General features: G+C 56.5%; 19 protein-coding genes. 1 reads left to right on the top strand and 18 read right to left on the bottom strand.

Going from position 1 to position 21,999, the window contains the following annotated elements; all coding sequences use genetic code 11:
- Window positions 1-3 precede the first annotated feature (3 nt).
- The 6 genes from ACFER_RS00100 to maeA all read right to left on the bottom strand — a co-directional run bounded on the left by ACFER_RS00100 (window position 4) and on the right by maeA (window position 6,599).
- Window positions 4-708, bottom strand: coding sequence for an ABC transporter ATP-binding protein (locus ACFER_RS00100; protein WP_012937420.1), 705 nt, complete (start codon window positions 706-708; stop codon window positions 4-6).
- Window positions 708-1,445 carry an ABC transporter ATP-binding protein gene (locus tag ACFER_RS00095; protein ID WP_071818335.1) on the bottom strand — a complete coding sequence of 246 codons (738 nt, stop codon included), beginning with the start codon at window positions 1,443-1,445 and terminating at the stop codon, window positions 708-710. The genes ACFER_RS00100 and ACFER_RS00095 overlap by 1 nt, the downstream gene beginning before the upstream one ends.
- Window positions 1,446-1,452: 7 nt before the next feature.
- Window positions 1,453-2,433 (bottom strand): branched-chain amino acid ABC transporter permease, encoded by a 981-nt coding sequence (locus ACFER_RS00090; RefSeq protein WP_012937418.1) that lies wholly within the window; start codon window positions 2,431-2,433, stop codon window positions 1,453-1,455.
- A 9-nt stretch (window positions 2,434-2,442) separates the two neighbouring features.
- Entirely contained in the window at window positions 2,443-3,339 is an 897-nt protein-coding gene (locus ACFER_RS00085) for a branched-chain amino acid ABC transporter permease (protein ID WP_012937417.1), read from the bottom strand.
- A gap of 71 nt (window positions 3,340-3,410) precedes the next feature.
- On the bottom strand, window positions 3,411-4,589 hold the full coding sequence (locus tag ACFER_RS00080) for an ABC transporter substrate-binding protein (protein WP_012937416.1): 1,179 nt from the start codon (window positions 4,587-4,589) through the stop codon (window positions 3,411-3,413).
- A gap of 366 nt (window positions 4,590-4,955) precedes the next feature.
- Window positions 4,956-6,599, bottom strand: coding sequence for an NAD-dependent malic enzyme (gene maeA, locus ACFER_RS00075; protein ID WP_012937415.1), 1,644 nt, complete (start codon window positions 6,597-6,599; stop codon window positions 4,956-4,958).
- Window positions 6,600-6,810: 211 nt separating this feature from the next.
- Between maeA and ACFER_RS00070 the strand changes: the two genes are divergently transcribed.
- Window positions 6,811-7,689 (top strand): LysR family transcriptional regulator, encoded by an 879-nt coding sequence (locus ACFER_RS00070; protein WP_012937414.1) that lies wholly within the window; start codon window positions 6,811-6,813, stop codon window positions 7,687-7,689.
- A gap of 36 nt (window positions 7,690-7,725) precedes the next feature.
- On the opposite strand, the gene ACFER_RS00065 is transcribed toward ACFER_RS00070, so the two are convergent.
- The 12 genes from ACFER_RS00065 to dnaA (ACFER_RS00010) all read right to left on the bottom strand — a co-directional run bounded on the left by ACFER_RS00065 (window position 7,726) and on the right by dnaA (ACFER_RS00010) (window position 21,966).
- Window positions 7,726-8,166, bottom strand: coding sequence for a type III secretion system chaperone family protein (locus tag ACFER_RS00065; RefSeq protein WP_012937413.1), 441 nt, complete (start codon window positions 8,164-8,166; stop codon window positions 7,726-7,728).
- A gap of 283 nt (window positions 8,167-8,449) precedes the next feature.
- Window positions 8,450-10,945, bottom strand: a complete 2,496-nt coding sequence (gene gyrA / locus ACFER_RS00060; RefSeq protein ID WP_012937412.1) for a DNA gyrase subunit A — start codon at window positions 10,943-10,945, stop codon at window positions 8,450-8,452.
- Window positions 10,946-10,984: 39 nt separating this feature from the next.
- Window positions 10,985-11,749 carry a sulfite exporter TauE/SafE family protein gene (locus tag ACFER_RS00055; protein WP_012937411.1) on the bottom strand — a complete coding sequence of 255 codons (765 nt, stop codon included), beginning with the start codon at window positions 11,747-11,749 and terminating at the stop codon, window positions 10,985-10,987.
- Window positions 11,750-11,754: 5 nt separating this feature from the next.
- Entirely contained in the window at window positions 11,755-12,450 is a 696-nt protein-coding gene (locus tag ACFER_RS00050; protein WP_012937410.1) for a thiamine diphosphokinase, read from the bottom strand.
- A 10-nt stretch (window positions 12,451-12,460) separates the two neighbouring features.
- Window positions 12,461-14,401 (bottom strand): DNA topoisomerase (ATP-hydrolyzing) subunit B, encoded by a 1,941-nt coding sequence (gyrB, locus tag ACFER_RS00045; RefSeq protein WP_012937409.1) that lies wholly within the window; start codon window positions 14,399-14,401, stop codon window positions 12,461-12,463.
- Window positions 14,402-14,416: 15 nt separating this feature from the next.
- Window positions 14,417-14,644, bottom strand: a complete 228-nt coding sequence (gene remB, locus ACFER_RS00040; RefSeq protein ID WP_012937408.1) for an extracellular matrix regulator RemB — start codon at window positions 14,642-14,644, stop codon at window positions 14,417-14,419.
- Window positions 14,622-15,353 (bottom strand): DciA family protein, encoded by a 732-nt coding sequence (locus ACFER_RS00035; protein WP_012937407.1) that lies wholly within the window; start codon window positions 15,351-15,353, stop codon window positions 14,622-14,624. The genes remB and ACFER_RS00035 overlap by 23 nt, the downstream gene beginning before the upstream one ends.
- Window positions 15,350-16,486, bottom strand: coding sequence for a DNA replication/repair protein RecF (gene recF, locus ACFER_RS00030; protein WP_012937406.1), 1,137 nt, complete (start codon window positions 16,484-16,486; stop codon window positions 15,350-15,352). Before recF ends, ACFER_RS00035 begins: the two co-directional genes overlap by 4 nt.
- The gene (dnaN, locus tag ACFER_RS00025) at window positions 16,486-17,613 is read right to left on the bottom strand and encodes a DNA polymerase III subunit beta (protein ID WP_012937405.1); all 1,128 of its coding nucleotides are present in this window, start codon (window positions 17,611-17,613) and stop codon (window positions 16,486-16,488) included. Before dnaN ends, recF begins: the two co-directional genes overlap by 1 nt.
- A gap of 247 nt (window positions 17,614-17,860) precedes the next feature.
- Window positions 17,861-19,249, bottom strand: a complete 1,389-nt coding sequence (gene dnaA / locus ACFER_RS00020) for a chromosomal replication initiator protein DnaA (RefSeq protein WP_012937404.1) — start codon at window positions 19,247-19,249, stop codon at window positions 17,861-17,863.
- 211 nt (window positions 19,250-19,460) lie between these two features.
- Window positions 19,461-20,084, bottom strand: a complete 624-nt coding sequence (locus tag ACFER_RS00015) for a hypothetical protein (RefSeq protein ID WP_012937403.1) — start codon at window positions 20,082-20,084, stop codon at window positions 19,461-19,463.
- Window positions 20,085-20,805: 721 nt separating this feature from the next.
- A complete protein-coding gene (gene dnaA / locus ACFER_RS00010; protein ID WP_012937402.1) occupies window positions 20,806-21,966 on the bottom strand; it encodes a chromosomal replication initiator protein DnaA in 1,161 nt (386 codons plus the stop codon).
- Window positions 21,967-21,999: the final 33 nt, after the last annotated feature.

The raw sequence follows: 21,999 nt of genomic DNA, 5'->3' as shown, positions 1-21,999 counted from the left end.
TTGTCAGCCGCCCAGATAAGCTTTCTGCACGGCTTCACTGGCTGCCAGTTCGGCAGCCGTTCCGGACAGGACCACCCGCCCGGTTTCCAGCACATAGGCCCGGTCCGCAATGGAAAGGGCCATATTGGCGTTCTGTTCCACCAGCAGCACCGTTGTGCCTTCGCTGTTGATTTCCTTGATGATGGAGAAAATTTCCCGTACCAGAAGAGGCGCCAGCCCCATGGAGGGTTCGTCCAGGATCAGCAGCTGGGGACGGCTCATCAGCGCCCGTCCCATGGCCAGCATCTGCTGTTCCCCGCCGGACAGGGTGCCGGCGGTCTGGCTGATCCGCTCCTTCAGCCGGGGGAATTTTTCAAAGACTTTTTCCTTGTCCCGGGCGATCCCGTCCTTGTCTGTCCGGAGATACGCCCCCATATCCAGGTTTTCCATAACGGTCATTTCCGCAAACACATGACGGCCTTCCGGCACCTGGACCAGGCCCCGGCCCACCAGCTTGTGGGCGGGCACCCCCACGATTTCTTCTCCTTTGTAGAGGATGCTGCCGGTTTTGGGCTTGATCAGCCCGGAAATGGTGTGGAGGGTGGTGGATTTCCCGGCTCCGTTGGAGCCGATCAGGGTGACGATTTCCCCGTCCCCCACTTCCATGTTCAGGTCCTTCACGGCGTGGATGGCCCCATAATAGACATTCAGATTTTTAATGGTGAGCATCAGGATACCTCCTCGCCCAGATAGGCCTTGATGACCCGTTTGTTGTGCTTGATTTCGTCAGGGGTGCCGTTGGCGATGCAGATGCCGTATTCCAGCACATAGATCCGCTGGCAGACATTCATCACCAGTCCCATATCGTGTTCGATCAGGAGGATGCTCAGATTGAATTCCTTCTTGATCCACCGGATCATTTCCATCAGTTCCTTGGTTTCCTGGGGGTTCATCCCGGCTGCCGGTTCATCCAGCAGCAGCAGTTTGGGAGAGGTGGCCAGGGCCCGGGCGATTTCCAGCCGCCGCTGTTCCCCGTAGGGCAGGTTCTTGGCCATTTCGTCCCGGAGTTTTTCCAGATGGAAGATTTTCAGCAGAGCCAGGGCTTTTTCCTCGATGGACTCTTCTTCCTTGAAATACCGGCCGAACCGGCCGATGGCTTCCGCCAGACCATACCGGATCTGGTTGTTGAAGGCGATTTTCACATTGTCCAGCACGGACAGTTCGGAAAACAGCCGGATGTTCTGGAAGGTCCGGGCGATTCCCATCTGGGTCACCTGGTAGGGTTTCTTCCCGTTGATCCGCTGGCCGTTGAAGGTGATTTCCCCTTCAGAAGGTTCATACACCCCGGTCAGCATGTTGAAGGCCGTGGTCTTGCCGGCGCCGTTGGGCCCGATGAGACCGATCAGTTCCCCTTCGTCGATCTGCATGGTCAGGTTGGATACAGCCCGCAGGCCCCCAAAGATCATGGACGCATTATTCACTTTGAGCAGTTCCGCCACGAGACCCACCTCCCAGTTTGATAGATTGGAACATCTTCAGGCTCAGTTCCTTGTTGCCAAAGATCCCCTGTGGCCGGTTCAGCATCAGGACGATCAGTACGATGGAATAGATCACCATCCGCCATTCCGGATAATCCGCCAGGGCAGCGGAAATGGCCGTCAGCAGCACGGCACCGGAAATGGATCCGCTGATGGAGCCCAGACCGCCCAGCACCACCATGGTCAGTACGTCGAAAGACCGCATGAAGGTAAAGGAAGCCGGGTGGGCAATGTAGTAGTAATGGGAAAACAGGGCACCGGCGGTACCGGCAAATCCGGCCCCGATGGTAAAGGCCATGACCTTGTACTTGGTGGTGTTGATGCCCATGGTCTCCGCCGCGATTTCATTTTCCCGGATGGCCAGACAGGCCCGTCCGTCCGCGGAATTCTTGAAGTTCTTGATGAAATAGACCACAAACACCATGATCCAGAAGGCAATGGGAAAAGTTGTCAGCCGGGGGATCCCCATGAACCCGGAAGCCCCGCCCACATAATCGATGTTCAGGATGGCGATCCGGATGATTTCCCCCAGACCCAGAGTGGCAATGGCCAGATAGTCCCCGTTCAGCCGCAGGGTGGGCATGCCGATCAAAAAGCCCAGGAAAGCGGCAGATACGGTGGCTACGATCAGGGCAATGGGGAAATCCATCCCCAGCTTCACCGTGATGATGGCGGAGGTATAGGCACCCACCGCCATGAACCCGGCATGGCCGATGGAGAACTGGCCGGTAAGCCCGTTGATCAGGTTCAGGCTCACCGCCATGATGATGTTGATCAGGATCAGGATCACGTTGGTTTCCCAGTAGTCATCCAGGATCTCTTCGTCAAAGAGGAAGTAGAACACAACAAAGAGGATCACCATGATGCCCAGGCCCAGCAGGTCCTGTTTGTGGAGCGATTGACGTAAACTCTTCATGGCATTCACCTACACTTTCTCTTTCACGTTCTTGCCCAACAGGCCCGTAGGTTTGTAGAGCAGGATCAGGATCAGGATGGCGAAAGCCGCCGCATCCCGGTAGGTGGAAGAAAAGAAGCCGGATACCATGGCTTCCACCAGGCCCATGATGATGCCCCCCAGCATGGCGCCGGGCAGGATCCCGATACCGCCTACCACGGCGGCAATAAAGGCTTTGATCCCGGGCATCATGCCCATGAGGGGATCAATGGAGTTGTAGTAGATCCCCACCAGGACCCCGGCAGCTGCAGCCAGTGCAGAACCCAGGGCAAAGGTGGTGGAAATCACCCGGTCCGTGTCGATGCCCATGAGCTTGGCGGCATCCGCGTCAAAGCTCACCGCCCGCATGGCCTTCCCGGCCTTGGTCCGGTTGACGATGTAGGTAAGGGCCAGCATCAGCAACAGGGCACTGACCAGGATCATAATCTGCTGGTTGTTCACCACAATGCCCCCGATATGGTAGACCGTGGGAGCAAATACCGGCGGAAAAGTCCGGGGCTGTGGAGACACCAGCAGGATCATGCCGTTTTCCAGGAAAAAGGATACGCCGATGGCCGTAATCAGGGCCGCAATCCGGGGCGCATTCCGCATGGGTTTGTAGGCGATCCGTTCAATGATGATCCCGGCCAGGGCCGCTCCGATCATGGAAACAATCAGAGCCGGCAGGAAAGGGAGTCCGGCTTTGGTAATGGCCACAAAGCCGATGTAGGCTCCCAGCATGTAAATATCGCCATGGGCGAAGTTGATGAGTTTGATGATCCCGTAGATCATGGTATAGCCCAGGGCGATCAGTGCGTAGATACTGCCCAGGGATACGCCGTTGACGATCTGCTGGATGAACTGATGGGCAAAGGATCCGGTATCCATAAGCACCCCTCCTTGTGAAAAAGTTTGGCGTCAGACCGGAGACCGATCCGACGCCGTATGGTTGGTGTTTCTTACAGCGTAATCTTTTCTTTGAAGGTCTGTACGCCGTCTTTCATTTCGATGATGATGCCGCCGGACACCGGGTTGTGGTCCTTGTCCAGGGTGTATTTGCCGGTGGCTACCTGCAGGTCCTTGATTTTGCTCAGGGCATCCGCAATCTTGGTGCCGTCGGTGGTACCAGCCTGTTTGATGGCTTCTGCCACAGCCAGGGTTCCGTCATAGGCATGGATGGCGAAAGTATCCGGTTCTTCGTTGAACTTGGCCTTGTAGTCCTTGATGAACTGCTGGACATGAGGATCCTTGTCCTGAGCAGAATAAGCACTGGTGAAGTAGGTGCCGTTCAGCGCTTCCCCGCCGGCGATCTGGGCCAGTTTCGGAGAATCCCAGCCGTCGCTGCCCAGGATCGGGCAGGTCAGCCCAACTTCACGGGCCTGTTTGATGATCTTGGAAACTTCTTCATAGTAGCCGGGTACGTACAGAGCTTCCGGATTGGTGGCTTTCAGTTTGGTCAGAGCGGACTTGAAGTCCTGGTCCTTGGCCAGGAAGGCTTCCTTGCCCACAACCTTGCCGCCTTTTTCTTCCAGGGTCTTGCCGAACACATCCATCAGACCTTTGGAGTAGTCACTGGAAGAATCATAGAAAATCGCAATGTTCTTCAGTTTCAGGGTATCCACGGCGAATTTGGCCATCAGTTTACCCTGGAACGGATCCGTGAAGCAGGCACGGAAGATGAAGGGCCGTACCTTGCCTTTTTCATCCACGGTAATCCCGGGTGCGGTAGCCACAGGGGCCATCAGAGGCACCTTGCTGTTGGTGACCACCGGGGTGGCAGCGGATACGCAGCCGCTGGTGGCCGGCCCGATGATGACCGAAACTTTATCCTTGGTGATCAGCTTGGTGGCCGCATTCCCGGATTCGGAAGGCTCGGACTTGTTGTCCGCTTCCACCAGTTTGATTTTCTTGCCGTTGATGCCGCCTTTGGCATTGATCTGATCCACCGCCAGCTGTACCCCTTTGTAGGTGGATTTGCCGTAGTTGGCCACATTCCCCGTCAATTCGAACAAAGCACCGACTCTGATTTCATTGCCATTGTCCTTTTTCGCTGCATCTTTTTTGCCGCAGCCGGTAAACATAGACGCCACGAGAGTTGTCATCGCCAGCGCGCCGACCGCTTTTTTCCATGCCTTCATCAACAACACCTTTGCTTTCTTCATATTTCTTGCCGGGGACCCGCGTGAAACGACCGGTCGGCCTTGCAAGCTATAGTTATTATACGCACTTGTTCACATTTTTGCAACATTCTTTTTTACAAAAACGTTTCCATTTTTAAAAATGTACAGTTCTTTTATGTATATTTTTTGAGATGTTTATATGGTATGGATTTTTGCCTTTCTGTAATGTACCTTTTCTGAAAACAAAGGAAAGGGGGAATTTTTACCGGTGATCATAGGGTATTCTCCATTTGGGGATACGAAAAAGGGGCCGTTGCCTGCGCAACAGCCCCGTCAACGGACGCCTGCGGCTGACCGCTGACAGAAAGGGGCTCCGCCCCTTTCTCACAATTCCTTGTACTCTGCCTTCCACTGGATGGCTTCGATGGCTTCTTTCGGGTCTTCCACCGGGATCCCGTTCAGTCCTTCCTGTACGGCCTGCCGTACCACTTTTTCCGCCAGGATCTTGGTAAAATTCCCCATTTCCCGGACAGGAGGCAGTACGGAAGCCCCAGGTTTCTCCATATCCACCAGATCCGCAAGGGCATGGGCCGCAGCGGCCAGCATCCCGGGAGAAACCTTCCGGGCCCGGCAGGCCGCCACCGCCAGTCCCATCCCCGGGAACACCAGGGAATTGTTGGCCTGGCCGATTTCAAAGATGGTCCCGTGATACACCACTTTCCGGGAAGCAGTACCGGTGGCCACCAGCGCTTTCCCGTCAGTCCAGTGGAGCAGATCATCCGCACTGGCTTCCGCCAGATCCGCCGGATTGCTCAGGGGGAAGATAATGGGCCGGGGAGTATGGGCCGCCATTTCCTGGACGATTTCCCGGGTAAAGGCCCCGGCTGCCGTGGAAGCTCCCACCAGGATGGTGGGATGGATGGCCTTCACCACGTCTTCCAGGTTGTCCAGGCTGGCTCCGGCCGGGAATTCGCTCCGTTTCCGGGCATAGGGTTTCTGCTGGGGGGTCATCCCTTCCGTATCCTCAAAGAGCAGCCCCTGCTGGTCCACCAGGTAGAACCGGCTCCGGGCTTCCTCATCACTGAGGCCCTGGAGCTTCATTTCCTCGAATACCTGCCGGACGATGCCCATACCGGAAGTACCGGCTCCGAAGCACAGGAAGGTCTGGTCCGTGAGTTTTTCCCCGGAGGCTTTCAGCCCGCCCAGGATGGCGGCCAGGGTCACCGCCCCGGTGCCTTCGATGTCATCGTTGTACACCGCATACCGGTCTTCATACCGTTCCAGGAGACGGGCGGCGTTTTCCCGGCCGAAGTCCTCGAAATGGACGTACAGATGGGGGAAGAGTTTTTCCGCCGTCTGGAGGAAGGCATCCACAAAGGCATCATACCGTCCATCGCTGATCCGTTCATGATGGAGCCCCAGATAAAGGGGATCATCGATCAGGCTCTGCCGGTTGGTCCCGGCGTCCAGCACTACCGGCAGCACCTTGGCCGGATCGATGCCGGCGGCTGCGGTATATACCAGGATCTTCCCGGTGGAGATGCTCACCCCGTTGGTGCCCCAGTCCCCGATGCCCAGGATGCTTTCCCCGTCAGTGACCACGATCAGCTGGATGTCCCGGCCGGAAGCCCCGTTTTTCAGGGATTCTTCAATATCGTCCATATTGTCGATGGACAGATACACCGCATTCTGGGGGGTGGTGAACAGTTCGCTGTACTGTTTCACGCTTTCCGCCACCCCGGGAGCATAGAGCACCGGCATGAGTTTTTCCAGATGATGGGAGAACAGGTGGAAGAACAGGGTCCGGTTCCGGCTGAACAGTTTCATCAGATAATGGCGCTGGACCGCTTTGTTGGGCCGTTCGCAGAAGTTCTCAAAAGCCTGCTGGTCCTGGAGTTCGATGGTTTCCACCTGGGGCGGCAGGATGCCGATCAGACCGTATTTCTTCCGTTCTTCCCGGGTGAAGGCCGTTCCTTTATTCAAAAATGGATCATTGAGCAGATCATACCCACGTTTGCTGGTTGTCATGATGTTTCCTCTCTTTCCCACTGCACGGACAGGTTGTTTTCGTCTTTTCGTATGCCTATTGTATCCATTGAAACAGAAAAAGTACAATATTTTATTTTCTCTGACCCAAACTTTGAGTTATAATACAGGGGTGTAAAAAATTCACCCCCCTGTCACTGGTCTCTTGTCACAGGTCACTGGACATATGACCATTTGTTGCAAGGAGTCCATCATGAAACTCACCCAGATCGAATACTTCATCACCGTCTGCGAATGCGGGAGTTTTTCCCGGGCGGCGGAAAAATGCCATATTTCCCAACCCGGGATTTCCAAAGCCATCCGGGAACTGGAGGAGGAATGCGGGGTGGCCCTGTTCCAGCGGAACCGGAACAACATCCAGATCACCCGCCGGGGCCGGATCCTGCTGGAGCATGCCCGGCAGTTCCAGAACCACTACCGGAATCTGTGCCAGGTGGTCCGGACCCTGGGCACCGGCAAAGCCCTGATCCGGATCGGCATTGCCACCATGCGGGGCAATACCATTTTCCCCCAGATCCACGGGGCTTTCCTGAAAAGCCATCCCCAGATCACCATCGAAACCGTGGAAGAAACCACCAAGGTGCTCTATGAACTGCTGGACCGCCAGGAAATCGACTTTGCCCTCTGTGTCACCAACCGGCTGCCAGAAGAACCCAACCACTGTCTGCTCCTGCGGAAAAGTTACCTGAAGCTGTTCGTCCGCCAGGATCATCCCCTGGCCCGGCGGGAAACGGTGGATCTGACAGAGCTCCGGAACATTCCCCTGGTGCTGTTTTCCGACCACTTCGACCAGACCGCCTATATCCGCCATATGTTTGCCCAGAGCGGCGTCCATCCCTGGATCCTCCACCAGACCACCCAGGTGTTCACCATCCTGGAATACATCCGGTCAGAAGGCGCCGCCGGGTTCCTCACAGAAGAAATCGCCCAGCAGGAACCGGATCTCCATGCCGTTTCCGTCCGCCAGTTCCGCCCTGCCTACATTACCCTGGACTGGAACAAGGATCTCCACTTCAATCCGGCCATGGAAGAATTCGTCCGTTTTGTAAAAAAAGGTTTGCCGTCCGCATGAAACAGACGGCAAACCTTTTTTGTCAGCTGACAGCTTTTATTCCCAGATTGTTTTCATGATGTCCTTGTACTTCTCGTCCAGTTCCCTGCTGATCATCTGGAACAGACCATACATCATGTTCCCGTCCACCTGGGATTCCCGGAAGATCACGCAGGTGTCCATGATCAGGGATTCTTCCTTGTCCAGGTAGAATTTAAAGGCCTTGTAGTTGCTGTTGTACCGGTTCAGCATCTCCAGCAGTGCCTCTTTGTTCCCTTCCTTCAGGGCTTTGGGCGCCAGGAGGACCCGGATCACTCCGAAGGCGCTGTCATCCAGCACCACGATCAGCTGGAGCGGGGTACCTTCCACATCCAGATGAGACCGGAACACCACCGTATGGAACGGATCGTCTTTGATGGGATCCACCACAAAGGCTTTGGGATCTTTCTTTTCTACAAAACGCTTGAAGCTTTCGGCTTTCTGATTCAGTTCTGCCATAGTATGTCCTCCTTCAGCGGGTTTGGCCCGCCGGCTTTACTTACAGGATAAGTCCTGGGATCTGTCCCGTCAAGTTTTCCACTTATCAACAGGCTTATCCACAAAAACGCCAAGGTTATCCACATTTCCTGTGGATAACCTTGTGGGTAAGTCCCAGATATAGTGCAAATCCCTGTTCACCCCACAATATCCAGTCCTCCGATTTCCTTTGTGCACAGGATATCCACAGGGTTCCGGGATAAAGCAAGGGGGTGTTGCACAGGACGTGCAACACCCCCTCTTCTTACTCGTCCTCGCTGACCGTATTCACGATGGCCAGTGCGGCCACTTTGTCCCCTGCTTCCAGATCCATGAGCTTGACGCCCTGTGCATTCCGTCCGTAGGTGGAAATATCGGCAGCGTTCATCCGGATGATGATCCCCGCTGCAGAGATCAGCATGATGTCATGGGTCTCGTTGATGAATTTGGAACCCACGATCAGGCCGGTCCGGTCGGTCACCTTCAGGTTGATGATGCCTTTGCCGCCCCGGGTCTGGACCCGGTATTCGGAGATGTCCGTCCGTTTTCCCTGCCCTTTGTCGGTTACCGTCAGCACTTCTCCCGTATCATCCACACAGCTGTCCATGGAAACCACGCTGTCGTGAGGCCGCAGGCTGATGCCCCGCACCCCATGACTGGTCCGGCCCATGGGCCGCACATCGTCTTCCAGGAAGTGGATGGCGTAGCCGTCCCGGGTGGCCAGCAGGATATCATTGTGTCCGCTGGTCAGCTTCACATCAATCAGTTCTTCCCCTTCGCCCAGGTTGATGGCGATGAGTCCGCCTTTCCGGGCGGATTTGAATTCGCTGACACTGGTCCGCTTCACATAGCCCAGGTTGGTGGCCATGAACAGGAACTTCTTCTCGTCCTCACTGATGCCGCTCTTTACGGCGATCACCGCGTTGACTTTTTCGTTCTCTTCCAGAGGCAGCAGATTCCGGATGAAAGTGCCCTTGGCGGTGCGGCTGGCTTCCGGGATCTCGAATCCCTTCTGCCGGTACACCCGTCCCCGGTTGGTGAAGAACAGGATGTTGTCATGGGTGCTGGCCATGAGCAGATGTTCCGAGAAGTCTCCCTTTACCTTGTTGTCTTCCTTCACGATCTTGCCGCTGCCGGCCTTGATGCCCCGGCCGCCCCGGTTCTGGTTCCGGAAGTTGGTGAGTGCCTGGCGCTTGATGTAGCTCTGGTGGCTGATGGTGATCACCACGTCTTCTTCCGCAATCAGGTCTTCGGTTTCCAGGTCCCCGGTATCCGGCACGATGGAAGTCCGGCGGGCATCCCCGAACCGTTTCTTCACATCCAGCAGGTCTTCCCGGGCAATGCCCATGATCTTGTGTTCATCGCTGAGCACATCTTCCAGATAGGCGATAGTGGCCATGACTTCTTTGTATTCGTCCTCGATTTTCTGCCGTTCCAGGCCGGTCAGCCGCTGGAGACGCATATCCAGGATGGCCTGGGCCTGCCGGTCGCTGAGCCCGAATTTTTCCATCAGGGCGGCCTTGGCCACTTCCCCGTTGGCGCTGGCCCGGATGGTGGCGATCACTTCGTCCAGGTGATCCAGGGCGATTTTCAAGCCCTCCAGGATATGGGCCCGTTCTTTGGCTTTTTTCAGTTCATACCGGCATTTCCGGGTGATGACGTCCTTCTGGTGGTCCAGATAATATTCCAGGATCTGTTTCAGGTTCAGGATCCGGGGATGGCCGTTCACCAGGGCCAGCATGATGATCCCGAAGGAATCCTGGAGCTGGGTGTGTTTGTACAGCTTGTTCAGCATGATCTCAGGAACCACATCGCTGCGCAGTTCGATGACGATGCGCATGCCCTTCCGGTCCGATTCATCCCGCAGGTCGGTGATTCCTTCCAGGGTCTTGTCCTGGACCAGATGGGCGATGTTCTCAATGAGCTTGGCCTTGTTCACCTGGTAGGGGATTTCCGTCACCACGATCCGGTTCTTGTTCTTGGGCATGGGTTCCACATGGGTCTTGGCCCGTACCTTCACCACGCCCCGTCCTGTGGTATAGGCCTGGCGGATCCCGGAAAGGCCCAGGATCTTGGCCCCGGTGGGGAAATCCGGCCCCTTTACGGCCGTCATCAGCTGTTCCACCGTGGCATCCGGATGGTCGATGAGCATCACGCAGGCATCCACCACTTCTCCCAGATTGTGGGGCGGAATGTTGGTGGCCATCCCTACGGCGATCCCGGCGGATCCGTTGATCAGGAGGGCCGGCACCTTGGCCGGCAGCACGGTGGGTTCCTTCAGGGATTCATCGTAGTTGGGGATGAAATCCACTGTATCTTTTTCAATGTCCCGGAGCATCTCCACGGCGATTTTCCCCATCCGGACTTCCGTGTACCGCATGGCAGCGGCCGGGTCTCCGTCCACGGAACCGAAGTTCCCGTGGCCGTCCACCATCAGATACCGGGTGGAGAAATCCTGGGCCAGACGCACAATGGCGTCATAGACCGAAGAATCCCCGTGGGGATGGTATTTCCCCAAAACATCGCCCACGATACGGGCGCTTTTTTTATAGGCCTTGTTGGGCAGCATCCCTGCCTCGTTCATGGCATAGAGGATGCGGCGGTGGACCGGCTTCAGACCGTCCCGCACATCCGGCAGGGCCCGCTGGACGATGACGCTCATGGCGTAGTCGATGTAGCATTTCTGCATCTCATCTTCCACATAGACGGGGATTACCTTGCCGGCAGAGATGGTCTGCTTGTCATTCTGCTGATCATCCACGTTCTCACGCTTCCTTCCTGCGTCTTTCCGACGCGTCTGTTATTTCAGGAAAAGGTCATGGACCTGCTTGCCGATCAGCAGCACAGTCATGACCAGGTACAAAGTGCGGATGTATCCCACACCTTTTTTTATGGCAATCTTCGCTCCCAGCCGGGCGCCCAGGATTTCCACCAGCCCCATGGGCAGGGCATAGGCCAGATACACCCGGCCCAGCAGCAGGAAGGCCAGCAGCCCTCCCAGATTGCTGGCCAGGTTCAGGGCCTTGGTGTTCCCGGCGGCGGTAACGAAGTTATAACCGAAATACAAAAATCCGAAGATCAGGAACGAACCTGTCCCGGGACCGAAAAAGCCGTCGTACATACCCAGGCACCAGGCCATGGCGGCAATGCCCAGGACTACGGACCGGGTCATTTCGGTCATTTCATTGACCCCGTCCCAGTTTTTCCGGTGATAGGTATAGAGAGCCACTCCCACCAGGGCCGCCACCACAATGTACCGGAGCAGGTGTTCCGGCAGCAGGGAGGCGATGCAGGCCCCGGCCGCACTGCCCAGGAAGGACAGGGGCATCATTTTCAGGATCTTCCGGTCCACTTTCCCGGACCGGGCAAAGGTAAAGAAACTGGTCACCGCTCCGATGGAGGAGGCCAGCTTGTTGGACCCCAGGGCAAAGGGGGTAGGGATGCCGGTGGCCATAAAGGCCGGCAGGGTGATCAGGCCCCCGCCGCCCACCGCTGCATCCACAAAAGAGCCGATGAAACCAGCGGCCAAAAGAAAAATCAGGTCCTGCCAATGGAATTCCAGCATGGGATCTACTCCTTCCAGGTGAAATAGACGCCGGCGATGCCCTCCCGGCAGAAGGCATTCAGTGCCGGCTCCGTCATCTTATTGCTGACTGCATAGGGATTGGCCTGGGTCAGTTCCGCGTTGTCCAGGGGCCAGCGGACCCCGGTGATGCTCACCCGGCAGGAAGGTGTCAGAGGCAGCAGGCTCACCGCCCGGGGCCGTTTCTTCCCAGAGGTAAACCGCAGCCCCTCTCCCGGCAGCAGGTAGCACAGCACTTCCTGGTCATCGGCCATGAAAGCACTGCCACCCCTTCTGGCATAGGCCAGCAGGGTGTACAGGTTGCCGAACAGATGATCCGCCCGTCCTCCCCAGATGCCGGTGGCCAGCACCGTCCGGTTTCCCGGGATGTCCTGGAGCACCAGGGACAGGTCCGTATCGTCCTTGTTCACCGGATAGGTCTTCACCCGGGCTCCCTTCCGGGCAAATTCCTCCCAGGCTCCCGGCGCCGCACTGTCCCGGTCCCCGTACAGGAATCCGGGCACCAGGCCGGCTGCCCGGCAGTGGTCCGCGCCCCGGTCCGCCGCGGCCACCGGCAGTCCCTCTGCCGCCCTCCGCAGCCACTGGGGGTCCGGACGCCGTCCCCCGGCCACCACCACAAGGAGCGGCCCTCCCGTCCGGCTCCACTGGAGCTTCCCCTGGGGAAGCTGGATCTCCATGGTCATAAGCGGCTCCTTAGAAGTCCAGATTGGTCACTTTGCCGGCGTTTTCCTCGATGAACTGCCGGCGGGGTTCCACCTTGTCCCCCATCAGTACGGAGAATACGGAATCTGCCGTGGCCGCATCTTCCAGCTGCACCTGGAGCACCGTCCGCTTGCTGGGATCCATGGTGGTTTCCCACAGCTGTTCCGGGTTCATTTCCCCAAGGCCTTTGTAGCGCTGGACATAGGGATTGTTCTGGCGGCCCACTTCATCCAGTTTCCGCTGGAGTTCCTCATCGCTGTAGGCATAGGTGTGCTTCTTGCCGGTACGGATCAGGTACAGGGGCGGCTGGGCAATGAACACGTTCCCGTTCTGGATCAGAGGCTTCATGTACCGATAGAAGAAGGTCAGCAGCAGAGTCCGGATATGGGCTCCATCCACGTCCGCATCGGTCATGATGATGATCTTCCCGTAGCGGGCCTTGGCAATGTCGAATTCATCCCCGATGCCGCAGCCGAAGGCGGTGATCATGGCCCGTATCTCCTGGCTGTTGAGCATTTTGTCCAGCCGGGCTTTTTCCACGTTCAGGATTTTCCCCCGGAGAGGCAGGATGGCCTGGAAATTCCGGTCCCGGCCCTGCTTGGCGCTGCCCCCTGCGGAATCCCCTTCCACCAGGTAGATTTCTGTTTCCGCCGCATTCTTGCTGGAACAGTCAGCCAGTTTCCCGGGCAGACTGCTCACTTCCAAAGCCGACTTCCGGCGAGTCAGGTCCCTTGCTTTTCTGGCTGCAGACCGTGCCCGGCTGGCCATGATGGCTTTTTCCACGATTTTTTTGGCAACCGGTGCATTTTCCTCGAAGTATTCGGTAAGAGCTTCGGTCACCATGTTGTCCACGATGCCCCGGACCTCGCTGTTCCCCAGCTTGGTCTTGGTCTGGCCTTCGAACTGGGGCTCCCGGACCTTCAGGCTCATGACGCAGGTGAGCCCTTCCCGGACGTCATCCCCGGACAGGTTGTCCTCGTTGTCCTTCAGCAGGCTGTTTTTCCGGGCATAGTCGTTGATGCACCGGGTCAGGGCCTGCTTCAGCCCGGCCAGATGGGTCCCCCCTTCTTCCGTGTTGATGTTGTTCACGAAGGTGTAGATGTTTTCCGTGTAGGCGTCCGTGTACTGCATGGCCACTTCCACGATGGTATCCTGCCGTTCCCCTTCCACGTAAATGGGTTTGGCATGGAGAGGTTCCTTCCCTTTGTTGACGAATTCCACAAAGGAGACGATGCCCCCTTCGTAATGGAACACTTCATCCTGGCCGCTCCGTTCATCGGTGAGCTGGATCTTCACGCCCTTGTTCAGGAAAGCCAGCTCCCGGATCCGGTGTTTCAGGGTGTCATAGCTGTACACCGTTTCCGTGAAGATGGTATCATCGGGCCAGAAGGTGACGCTGGTGCCGGTTTCGTTTTCCGGACATTCTCCCTTCACATACAGGGGACGGGTGGTCTTGCCCTTGGAAAATTCGATGCCGTAGATCTTCCCGTTCTTCTTGACCTCCACCACCATCTTTTTGCTCAGGGCATTGACGCAGGAAACCCCCACGCCATGGAGCCCGCCGGAGACTTTGTAGCCCCCGTCTCCGAACTTGCCCCCGGCATGGAGGACCGTCATGACCACTTCGATGGCCGGTTTCCCCACCTTGTGCATTTCCACCGGGATCCCCCGGCCGTTGTCCGTAACGGTGATGCTGTTGTCCGGATGGATGATCACCCGGATATGATCACAGTAGCCGGCCAGGGCTTCATCGATGCTGTTGTCGATGACTTCATACACCAGATGGTGCAGCCCCCGGCCGCTGATGCTGCCGATATACATACTGGGACGTTTCCGCACGGCTTCCAGGCCTTCCAGGACCTGGATCTGTTCCGCCCCGTAATCGCCATGGACGGCAATTTCCTCTTCAATCGTCTGTTTCTTTTTGGCCATACAAACCTCCCGAATTTATCGCTTGCGCAGTGTTCTGCTGGAAATCCCCGACAGGATGATCTTGTCCCGGGTCACCACACAGCTGGCCGCAGGGAAATCCCCCGTCAGGTCGATGACTTGATCCGTTCCCAGTCTGGGTTTCAGGAAAAAACGGTAGATGTTGGTCCGTTTGTTCCGGATATCGAAGATCCCGATGATCTCGTCACAGCGCACCACATAATTATTTCCTACGTGCAGGTACATAATAACGGCTCCTTCTGGCTTTTTCCAGGGTCTGCCGGATGGTTTCCTCCGGAAGCTGCTCCGGACGGAGACCGGTTTCCAGCATCACGGCAAATGCCTTTTCCCGGGCAGTGGATCCGGGGTCCAGAGCCCGGTTCAGGGCCCATTCTTCCAGCACCGCCTTCACGTCAGTAAATGTTATTCTATCACAATTCACCAGTTCACGGCAATCTTCATAGGAGAGCCAGGGCCGGAGATCCAGCTGTTTCCGGATTTCCCGGCGCAGGGCTTCCTGCTGTTTCCGCCGGCAGGCGGAGCAGATTTCCTCCGTCCCGATCAGGGGGACACCGCATACCGGACAGCGTCTTTTGTCATCCCGCTGGAGCATGAAAGGACCCTCTTCGCTCCTTGGCCGGAGTTCCTCCTGGATGATCCCATGGTAGAACTTCAGTTCCCGGATGATCCGTTTCCTCCCCTGGAGGGAGGGGGCCAGTTTCCGGTTCAGCTGTCCCAGCAGTTTTCCCTGCATCATGTGGAACTGGTTGGACCACATGGGGTTGTCCGTATGGACGTACAGGACCCCGTCCTCCAGCCGGTAGGGCTGGGAATGGTTGGCAGCCGTATGGCCCAGGATCTCCGCCCAGTGGCTTTTCAGCCAGTGGAGCAGGAACTGCTGCCGGGCTCTGGGGGTCTTCATCACTTTCAGGATCAGGAGTTCGGAATCTTTCATGGGGTCTCCTCCAGCCGGCCCTCCCGTACCCGGTAGGCGGCCACATCTCCGTCCACCGGTGCCAGATGCCGGTCATTGACGGTCAGGAAAGTCTGGACCGTTCCGTTGATGAAGCCCAGAAGCTTTTCCCGCCGGTGCTGATCCAGTTCACTGAGCACATCATCCAGGAGCAACACCGGATATTCTTCCCGGACGGACCGGATGAATTCCAGTTCGGACAGTTTCAGAGCCAGGGCCGCCGTCCGTTGCTGACCCTGGGATCCGTAGGCCCGGAGAGGCCTGCCTTCATGGAAAATTTCCAGGTCGTCCCGGTGCGGCCCCAGGCTGGTGTAGCCCCGGAGATAATCCAACCGGTGCCGCAGCCGGAGCTGTTCCCGGTAGAATCCTTCCCAGGCGCCGGGCCCCGGGTTTTCCCTTACGGTTTCTTCCCCGTCCCCCCGCTTCTGCACATAGGAAAGGGTCAGGGCTTCCTGGGTGCCGGTGATGCCGTCATACACCTGACGGGCCGCCTGGAGGATCCCGGAAAGAGCCTGGAGACGGTGGTCCAGGATTCCCGCCGCCAGCTGGGCCAGGGCTCCGTCCCATACCAGCAGCTGGGCTTCTTCCAGCTTTTCCCGGTCCCGGCACTGTTTCAGGAACCGGTTCCGCTGCTGGAGCACCCGGTTGTATTGGGCCAGCAGGTCATAATACACCGGACTGACCTGGGCGATTTCCATATCCAGGAATTTCCGCCGGAGAGCCGGATCTCCCTTCACCAGCTGGAGATCATCCGGAGTGAACAGCACCAGGTTCACCAGCCCGTACTGTTCCCGGGGGGTGACCGGGTTCCCGTTCAGCAGATTTTCCTTCTTCATCCGGCCCCGTACCGGATACCGTTTCACCAGCAGCCGGCTGGAGCCGTACCGGTCCCGGTACTGGAGCTCCGCCGCCCATTCCTCCGCCCCAAAGGAAGGCAGTTCCTCCTCATGCCGTGTCCGGAAGGAAAATCCCCGGGCCGCCGTATGGATGCCTTCCAGCAGGTTGGTTTTCCCCTGGGCATTGTCTCCATAAAAAATAGTTATGTTATGTCCCAGAGGGATGGACACCTGCTCGTAGTTCCGGAAATGGAGCAGCCGCAGGTTTTCCAGCCGCATTAGAAAATAACCCGTACCGGGGTCAGGATATAGGTATAGCTCTCATCCCCTTCCGGCATGAGCCGGGCCGGAGACAGGGACTGGTTGGTTTCCAGGCTTACCCGGTCCGTGCCGCAGTTCTTGAAGAAATCGGTCATGTACCGGGAATTGAAGGCGATGTTCAGGGGCAGGTTGTCTCCCACCGTCTGGCAGGCGATGATTTCCTTCCCCTGGCCCATGTCGCTGACCGCTGAAGACAGGGTAATTCCGTCCGCATCGATGGCCAGCCGGACAATGTTGTAATCGGACTGGGAGAACAGAGAGACCCGCTGGATGGCTTTTTCCATATCCACCCGGTTGAAAACCGTCCGGTTGCTGAAGGACGGAGGAATGGGTCGTTTGTAATCAGGAAATTTTCCTTCAATCAGGCTTGAAATAATAGTCAAGCTTCCCACCTGGGCCATGATCTGCCGTTCTTTCAGGGTCAGGACCACCGGTTCCGGCAGTTCTCCATTCAGGTTGCTGCCGATTTCCTTCAGGAGACGGGCGGGAATCAGCATGGAAAATTCGCTGTCATCCCCTTCCGGCAGTTCCACTTCCTTGATGGCCAGCCGATGGGTGTTGGTCCCGACAGCCGTCAGATGCTGTCCGGACTTTTCCAGATAGACCCCGGTGTACAGCGGCCGGCTGGCATCGGTGGAACAGGCATAAACCGTGGTGGAGATCAGCTTTCCCATGATTTCTTCCGGGAGCTGCAGGGTCCGGTCCCCCTGGAGCAGGGGCATGGCCGGATATTCTTCCGGATCCATCAGGGGAATGTGGTACTGGCCCCGGGCTTTGGCGGCTTTCAGGGTCATTTCTTTTTCACCGGGCAGTTGCTGGACGGTGAGCACTTCGTCCGGATCGAAACGGGCCAGCAGATCCCCGATGGCCTTGGCGGGGATCAGGAGTTCGCCGTCCTCCTCTCCGTTTACGTCCAGTTTCTTGTTCATCATATAGGTATTGTCCATGGCAATCAACTGCAGGGTGTTTCCCTGGAGAATGGCATGGATCCCGGAAAAGATCGGTGCGTTATTGCTGGATGAAATGGCTCTTTTCACGATATTGACGCTTTGAGCCAGTTCTTTGCTTTCACATGAAAACTGCATGACAGTACCTCCTTGTTTCTAAAACGATGAAATTATAAAAATTCGTAGTCTTCGTAGTAGGGCCTGTGGGTATGTGGAAAAGTCCGTCCAGGCCCATTCCAGGCTGTGGGAACCGATGGGATAACTCTGTGGATAACCGGTTTTCACTTATCCACATATCCACTTTTTCAGGGACTTTCCGTGTTATCCACAAAATTACCAACAAGTTATACACAAGATTATCCACAACTTGTGGATAACTGGAGCATCATTTCTTCAGGTCTTCCACCAGTTTGGCCAGCTGCCGCTCCAGATTGGCGTCATTTTTCTTGTCCTCGGAGATCTTGTCGCAGGCATGGAGGACGGTGGTGTGGTCCCGGCCCCCGAAACACTCTCCGATCCGGGGCAGGGAAAGGTCCGTCAGTTCCCGGGTGAGATACATGGCGATCTGCCGGGGATAGGCGATGGAACGGGTCCGTTTCTTGGCTTTCAGATCCTCCACCCGGATCTTGTACCGGGAGGCCACCAGCTCCTGGATGGCTTCCACGGTGATCACCTTGTCCACGGCACTGCCCATATCCAGATCCTTCAGGGCTTTCCGGGCCAGTTCCATGGTCACCGGCTGATGGTTCAGGTTGGCGAAGGCATGGACTTTGGTATAGGCTCCTTCCAGTTCCCGGATGTTGGTCTTTACATTGGTGGCGATCAGCTGGATCACTTCCAGGGGGAATTCCAGATGGTCTTTTTCCGCCATGCTCCGGAGGATGGCACTGCGGGTTTCAAAATCAGGATGGTTGATTTCGATGATCAGCCCCTGCATGAACCGGCTGGTGAGCCGTTCTTCCAGGGTGTCCAGTTCTTTGGGCGGCCGGTCGCTGGAGATGATGATCTGCTTGTCCGCCTGTTTCAGGGCTTCAAAGGTATGGAAGAATTCTTCCTGGGTGGATTCCTTTTTCCGCAGGAACTGGATATCGTCGATGAGCAGCACATCGATGTTCCGGTATTTGTTCCGGAAGGCTTCGTTGGTGTTGTGCTGGATGGCGCCGATCAGTTCGTTGGTGAAGGTTTCACTGGAGGTGTAGAGGATTTTCATCTGGGGGAATTTCTTGTGGATATAGTTGCCGATGGCGTTCATCAGGTGGGTTTTCCCCAGGCCGGGATCGCTGTAGAGAAACAGGGGATTGTAGCTTTTGGCCGGCGCGTTGGCCACCCCCATGGAGAAGTTGAAGGCTTCCTCATTGGATTTGCCCCGGATGAAATTGTCGAAGGTGTATTTGGGAGACAGATGGGAATCGAATTCCTGGGCGGGTTTGGCGGCCGGCTGGGGTTCCGGCTGGACTGCCGCCGGTTCCGGTGCAGGCTGGGCCGGTGCGTCCGGGAACAGGGAGGGCCCTTCCTTGGCGGTTTCCACCACATCGATCTGGACCTTCATGGGTTTTCCGCAGATCTGGGAAAGGCTTTCTTCCATGATGGGCAGGTATTTTTCCTGAAGGGTGTTTTTGGTGAAATCGTTGGGTACATCCAGGGAAAGGGTATTTTCCTCCAGGGTACGGGGGTGTGCGGCATCCAGCCAGATTTTCCAGCTTCTGCCTTCAAAACTGGCGGACAGGGCAGCCAGCATTTCGGCCCAAATCTGGGCCAGGTTCTTCGTCATCATATCCGATCCATCCTTTATTCTTTAATAGAGACTTCATTATATCACGAAACAGGCCGCTCCTGTGGAAAAACCTGTGGACAGTGTGGATAACTTTTCTGTCAGTTCCTGCCGGCGGGGCCGTACCATGGGCAGTTCCGGTTATCCACAAAAGGCAGGTTATACACAGGGAGTTATCCACAGCTGTGGATAACTCCCTGTTGAGAAGCATGGATCAGCGGTTGAACAGACGGTCCCAGAAACTGCGGTTCTTCAGCCGGGAGGCTTCTTCTTCCGCCGCTTTGGCCCGGGCTTCCGCCTGGGCGATCCGTTCATCAGCGGCTTTCAGGCTGGCGGCCGCCGTTTCCTTGGCGGCGGACAGGGCGCCGATCTGCTGTTCTTTCAGCCGCAGCACCGCTTCCTGCTGGTCGGCTTTGGCCTGGGCGGCATCTCGGGCCCGGGCCAGATCTTTCAGCTGGATTTCCTTTTGTTCGGACTGGGCCTTGTATTCCAGGTAATGGACTTTTTCCTGGGTCAGCAGTTTGGTGGTGTTCATTTCCGCAATGAGCTTCTGCTGGACTTTGCCCAGCTGGTCCTGGACGGTATTCATCTGGATCAGCAGCACCTTGTTTTCGTGCCGGAGCTGCTCCAGTTCTTCATCCTTGTTCTGTTCATAGACGATGACGGGGTTTTCCGAACGCTTGCTGTCCAGGAACTGGACGGCTTCGTCATCCAGCATCAGGAAACGGTTCTGTTTGACCAGATGGCCTTCCAGTTCGTTCTCATACCGTTTGATCTGTTTGCGGATGGCTTCATAGGAAACCCCTTTTTGTTTGGCGTAATCTTTGATGGTGATCATGGCGGACATCCCTCAATATGCTGTAGATTTCCGGAACAGGAAGAAAACCGCTGAAGTTCCAGCGGTTTCCAGACAACCGGTGTCCTGCAATGTTCCGGCAACGTTGTACGGAACAGGAACCGGTGAGTTCCAAAGGTTGTATGGATATAGTATAGCATATTCCGGGCAGTTTGTCCGGTTCCTGTGCATAACTTCCCGGGAAAAAGAGGAAAGAAGGCGGCGGAACAGGGGATTCCGGGTTTTCCACAGGGAAGGGAGTTTTCCACCGGAAGTTATCCACAGGTGTGGATAACTTTGGGGATAAGCCCATGGAATGGGGCCGGAGAGAGAGCAGGGGGGTGTGGATATCTTTTGATTGTCAACTGTCAGCTGCCAGCGGCCGTTGACAATTGACAGCTGACCGTTGACGGGGCTGTTGCTCATGCAACAGCCCCACTCCCAGTGGACATGTGGATAACTCTGGGGATAAAATCCCATAAACGGCATGGAATGGGGCTTTTCGGGTTTTCCACAGGGAGGAGAGTTTTCCACTGAAAGTTATCCACAGGTGTGGATAACTATGTGGATAAGCCCATTTAATGGGGGTTCCAGGGTGTGGAAAAGGCTGAAAGCCTGTGGAAAAGTCCTGCAGGAGAGAAAAAGAAAACCTCCGTCCCTGTACAGAGAGCAGGGACGAAGGTTACACTGATGGAATATTTCAGACCGGATTCGGATCATCCTGTCAGGGCGTCCGATTCTTCAATTCCAGGATCAGGGCATCGATTTCCCGGTTCAGTTCCGGGTCCTCCTGCCGGTCTTTCTGGATTTTTTCGCAGGCGTGGATGATGGTGCTGTGGTCCCGGCCCCCGAAACATTCCCCGATTTTCTTCAGGGAAAGACCGGCCATTTCCTTGGTCAGGTAAATGGCGATCATCCGGGGTACCGCCACCCGCCGGGTCCGTTTCTTTTCGATCAGTTCAGCACGGTGGAGCCGGAAATGGTCCGCCACCTGCTGCTGGATGGCATCCACAGTGACGAACTGGGGGGTGTCCAGGAGATTCAGTTCCTTCAGGGCGCTGCGGCACAGCTCCAGGGTGATGGGTTCTTTTGACACAGTGGAATAAGCGCAGACACGGTTGTAAGCTCCTTCCAGTTCCCGGATATTGCTGGTAATGCTGCTGGCAATCAGCAGGATCACATCATTGGGGAAGGGAACCTTGTCCGTATGGGCCAGATTCTGGAGGATGGCCATCCGGGTCTCCAGGTCCGGATGCTGGATGTCGGCGGTGAGACCGGAATTGAACCGGCTGATCATCCGCTCTTCCAGGGTGTCCAGTTCGGCGGGAGGCCGGTCGCTGGAGATGATGATCTGTTTGTTGGCCTTTTCTAGGGTGTTGAAGGTGTGGAAAAATTCTTCCTGGGTGGATTCCCGGTTCCGGAGGAACTGGATGTCGTCGATGAGCAGCACGTCGATGCTCCGGTATTTTTCCCGGAAGGCTTCCAGCCGGTTGTGCTCCACGCTCTCGATCAGCTCATTGGTGAAGGTTTCGCTGGAAATGTAGAGAATCTTCATGTCCGGATGATTCTTCCGGATCTGGTTGCCGATGGCGTTCATCAGATGGGTCTTGCCCAGTCCGGAATCGCTGAACAGGAAGAAGGGGTTGTAGGCGAAGGCCGGATTGTTGGCCACGGCCATGGCCGCCGCCTTGGCAAACCGGTTGGAATTCCCCACCACGAAATTGTCAAAGGTGTAGCGGGGAGAAAGGTTGGTGACAAAGGGCTTTTGGGGAAGGGAGGCAGGGGATTTCTTCTCCGGAGGGGCAGCGGGCGCCGTTTTTTCCGGTTCCGCTGCCGGTTCCTGTTCCGCAAACAGGTCCAGTTCCACCATTTTTTTTCGGGCCATGACAAACCTCCTTTCTCCAGGGGATGATTTTTT

It is taken from the genome of Acidaminococcus fermentans DSM 20731 (genome assembly GCF_000025305.1).
GTDB lineage: Bacteria > Bacillota > Negativicutes > Acidaminococcales > Acidaminococcaceae > Acidaminococcus > Acidaminococcus fermentans.
This window is presented reverse-complemented; position numbering and strand designations above follow the sequence as displayed.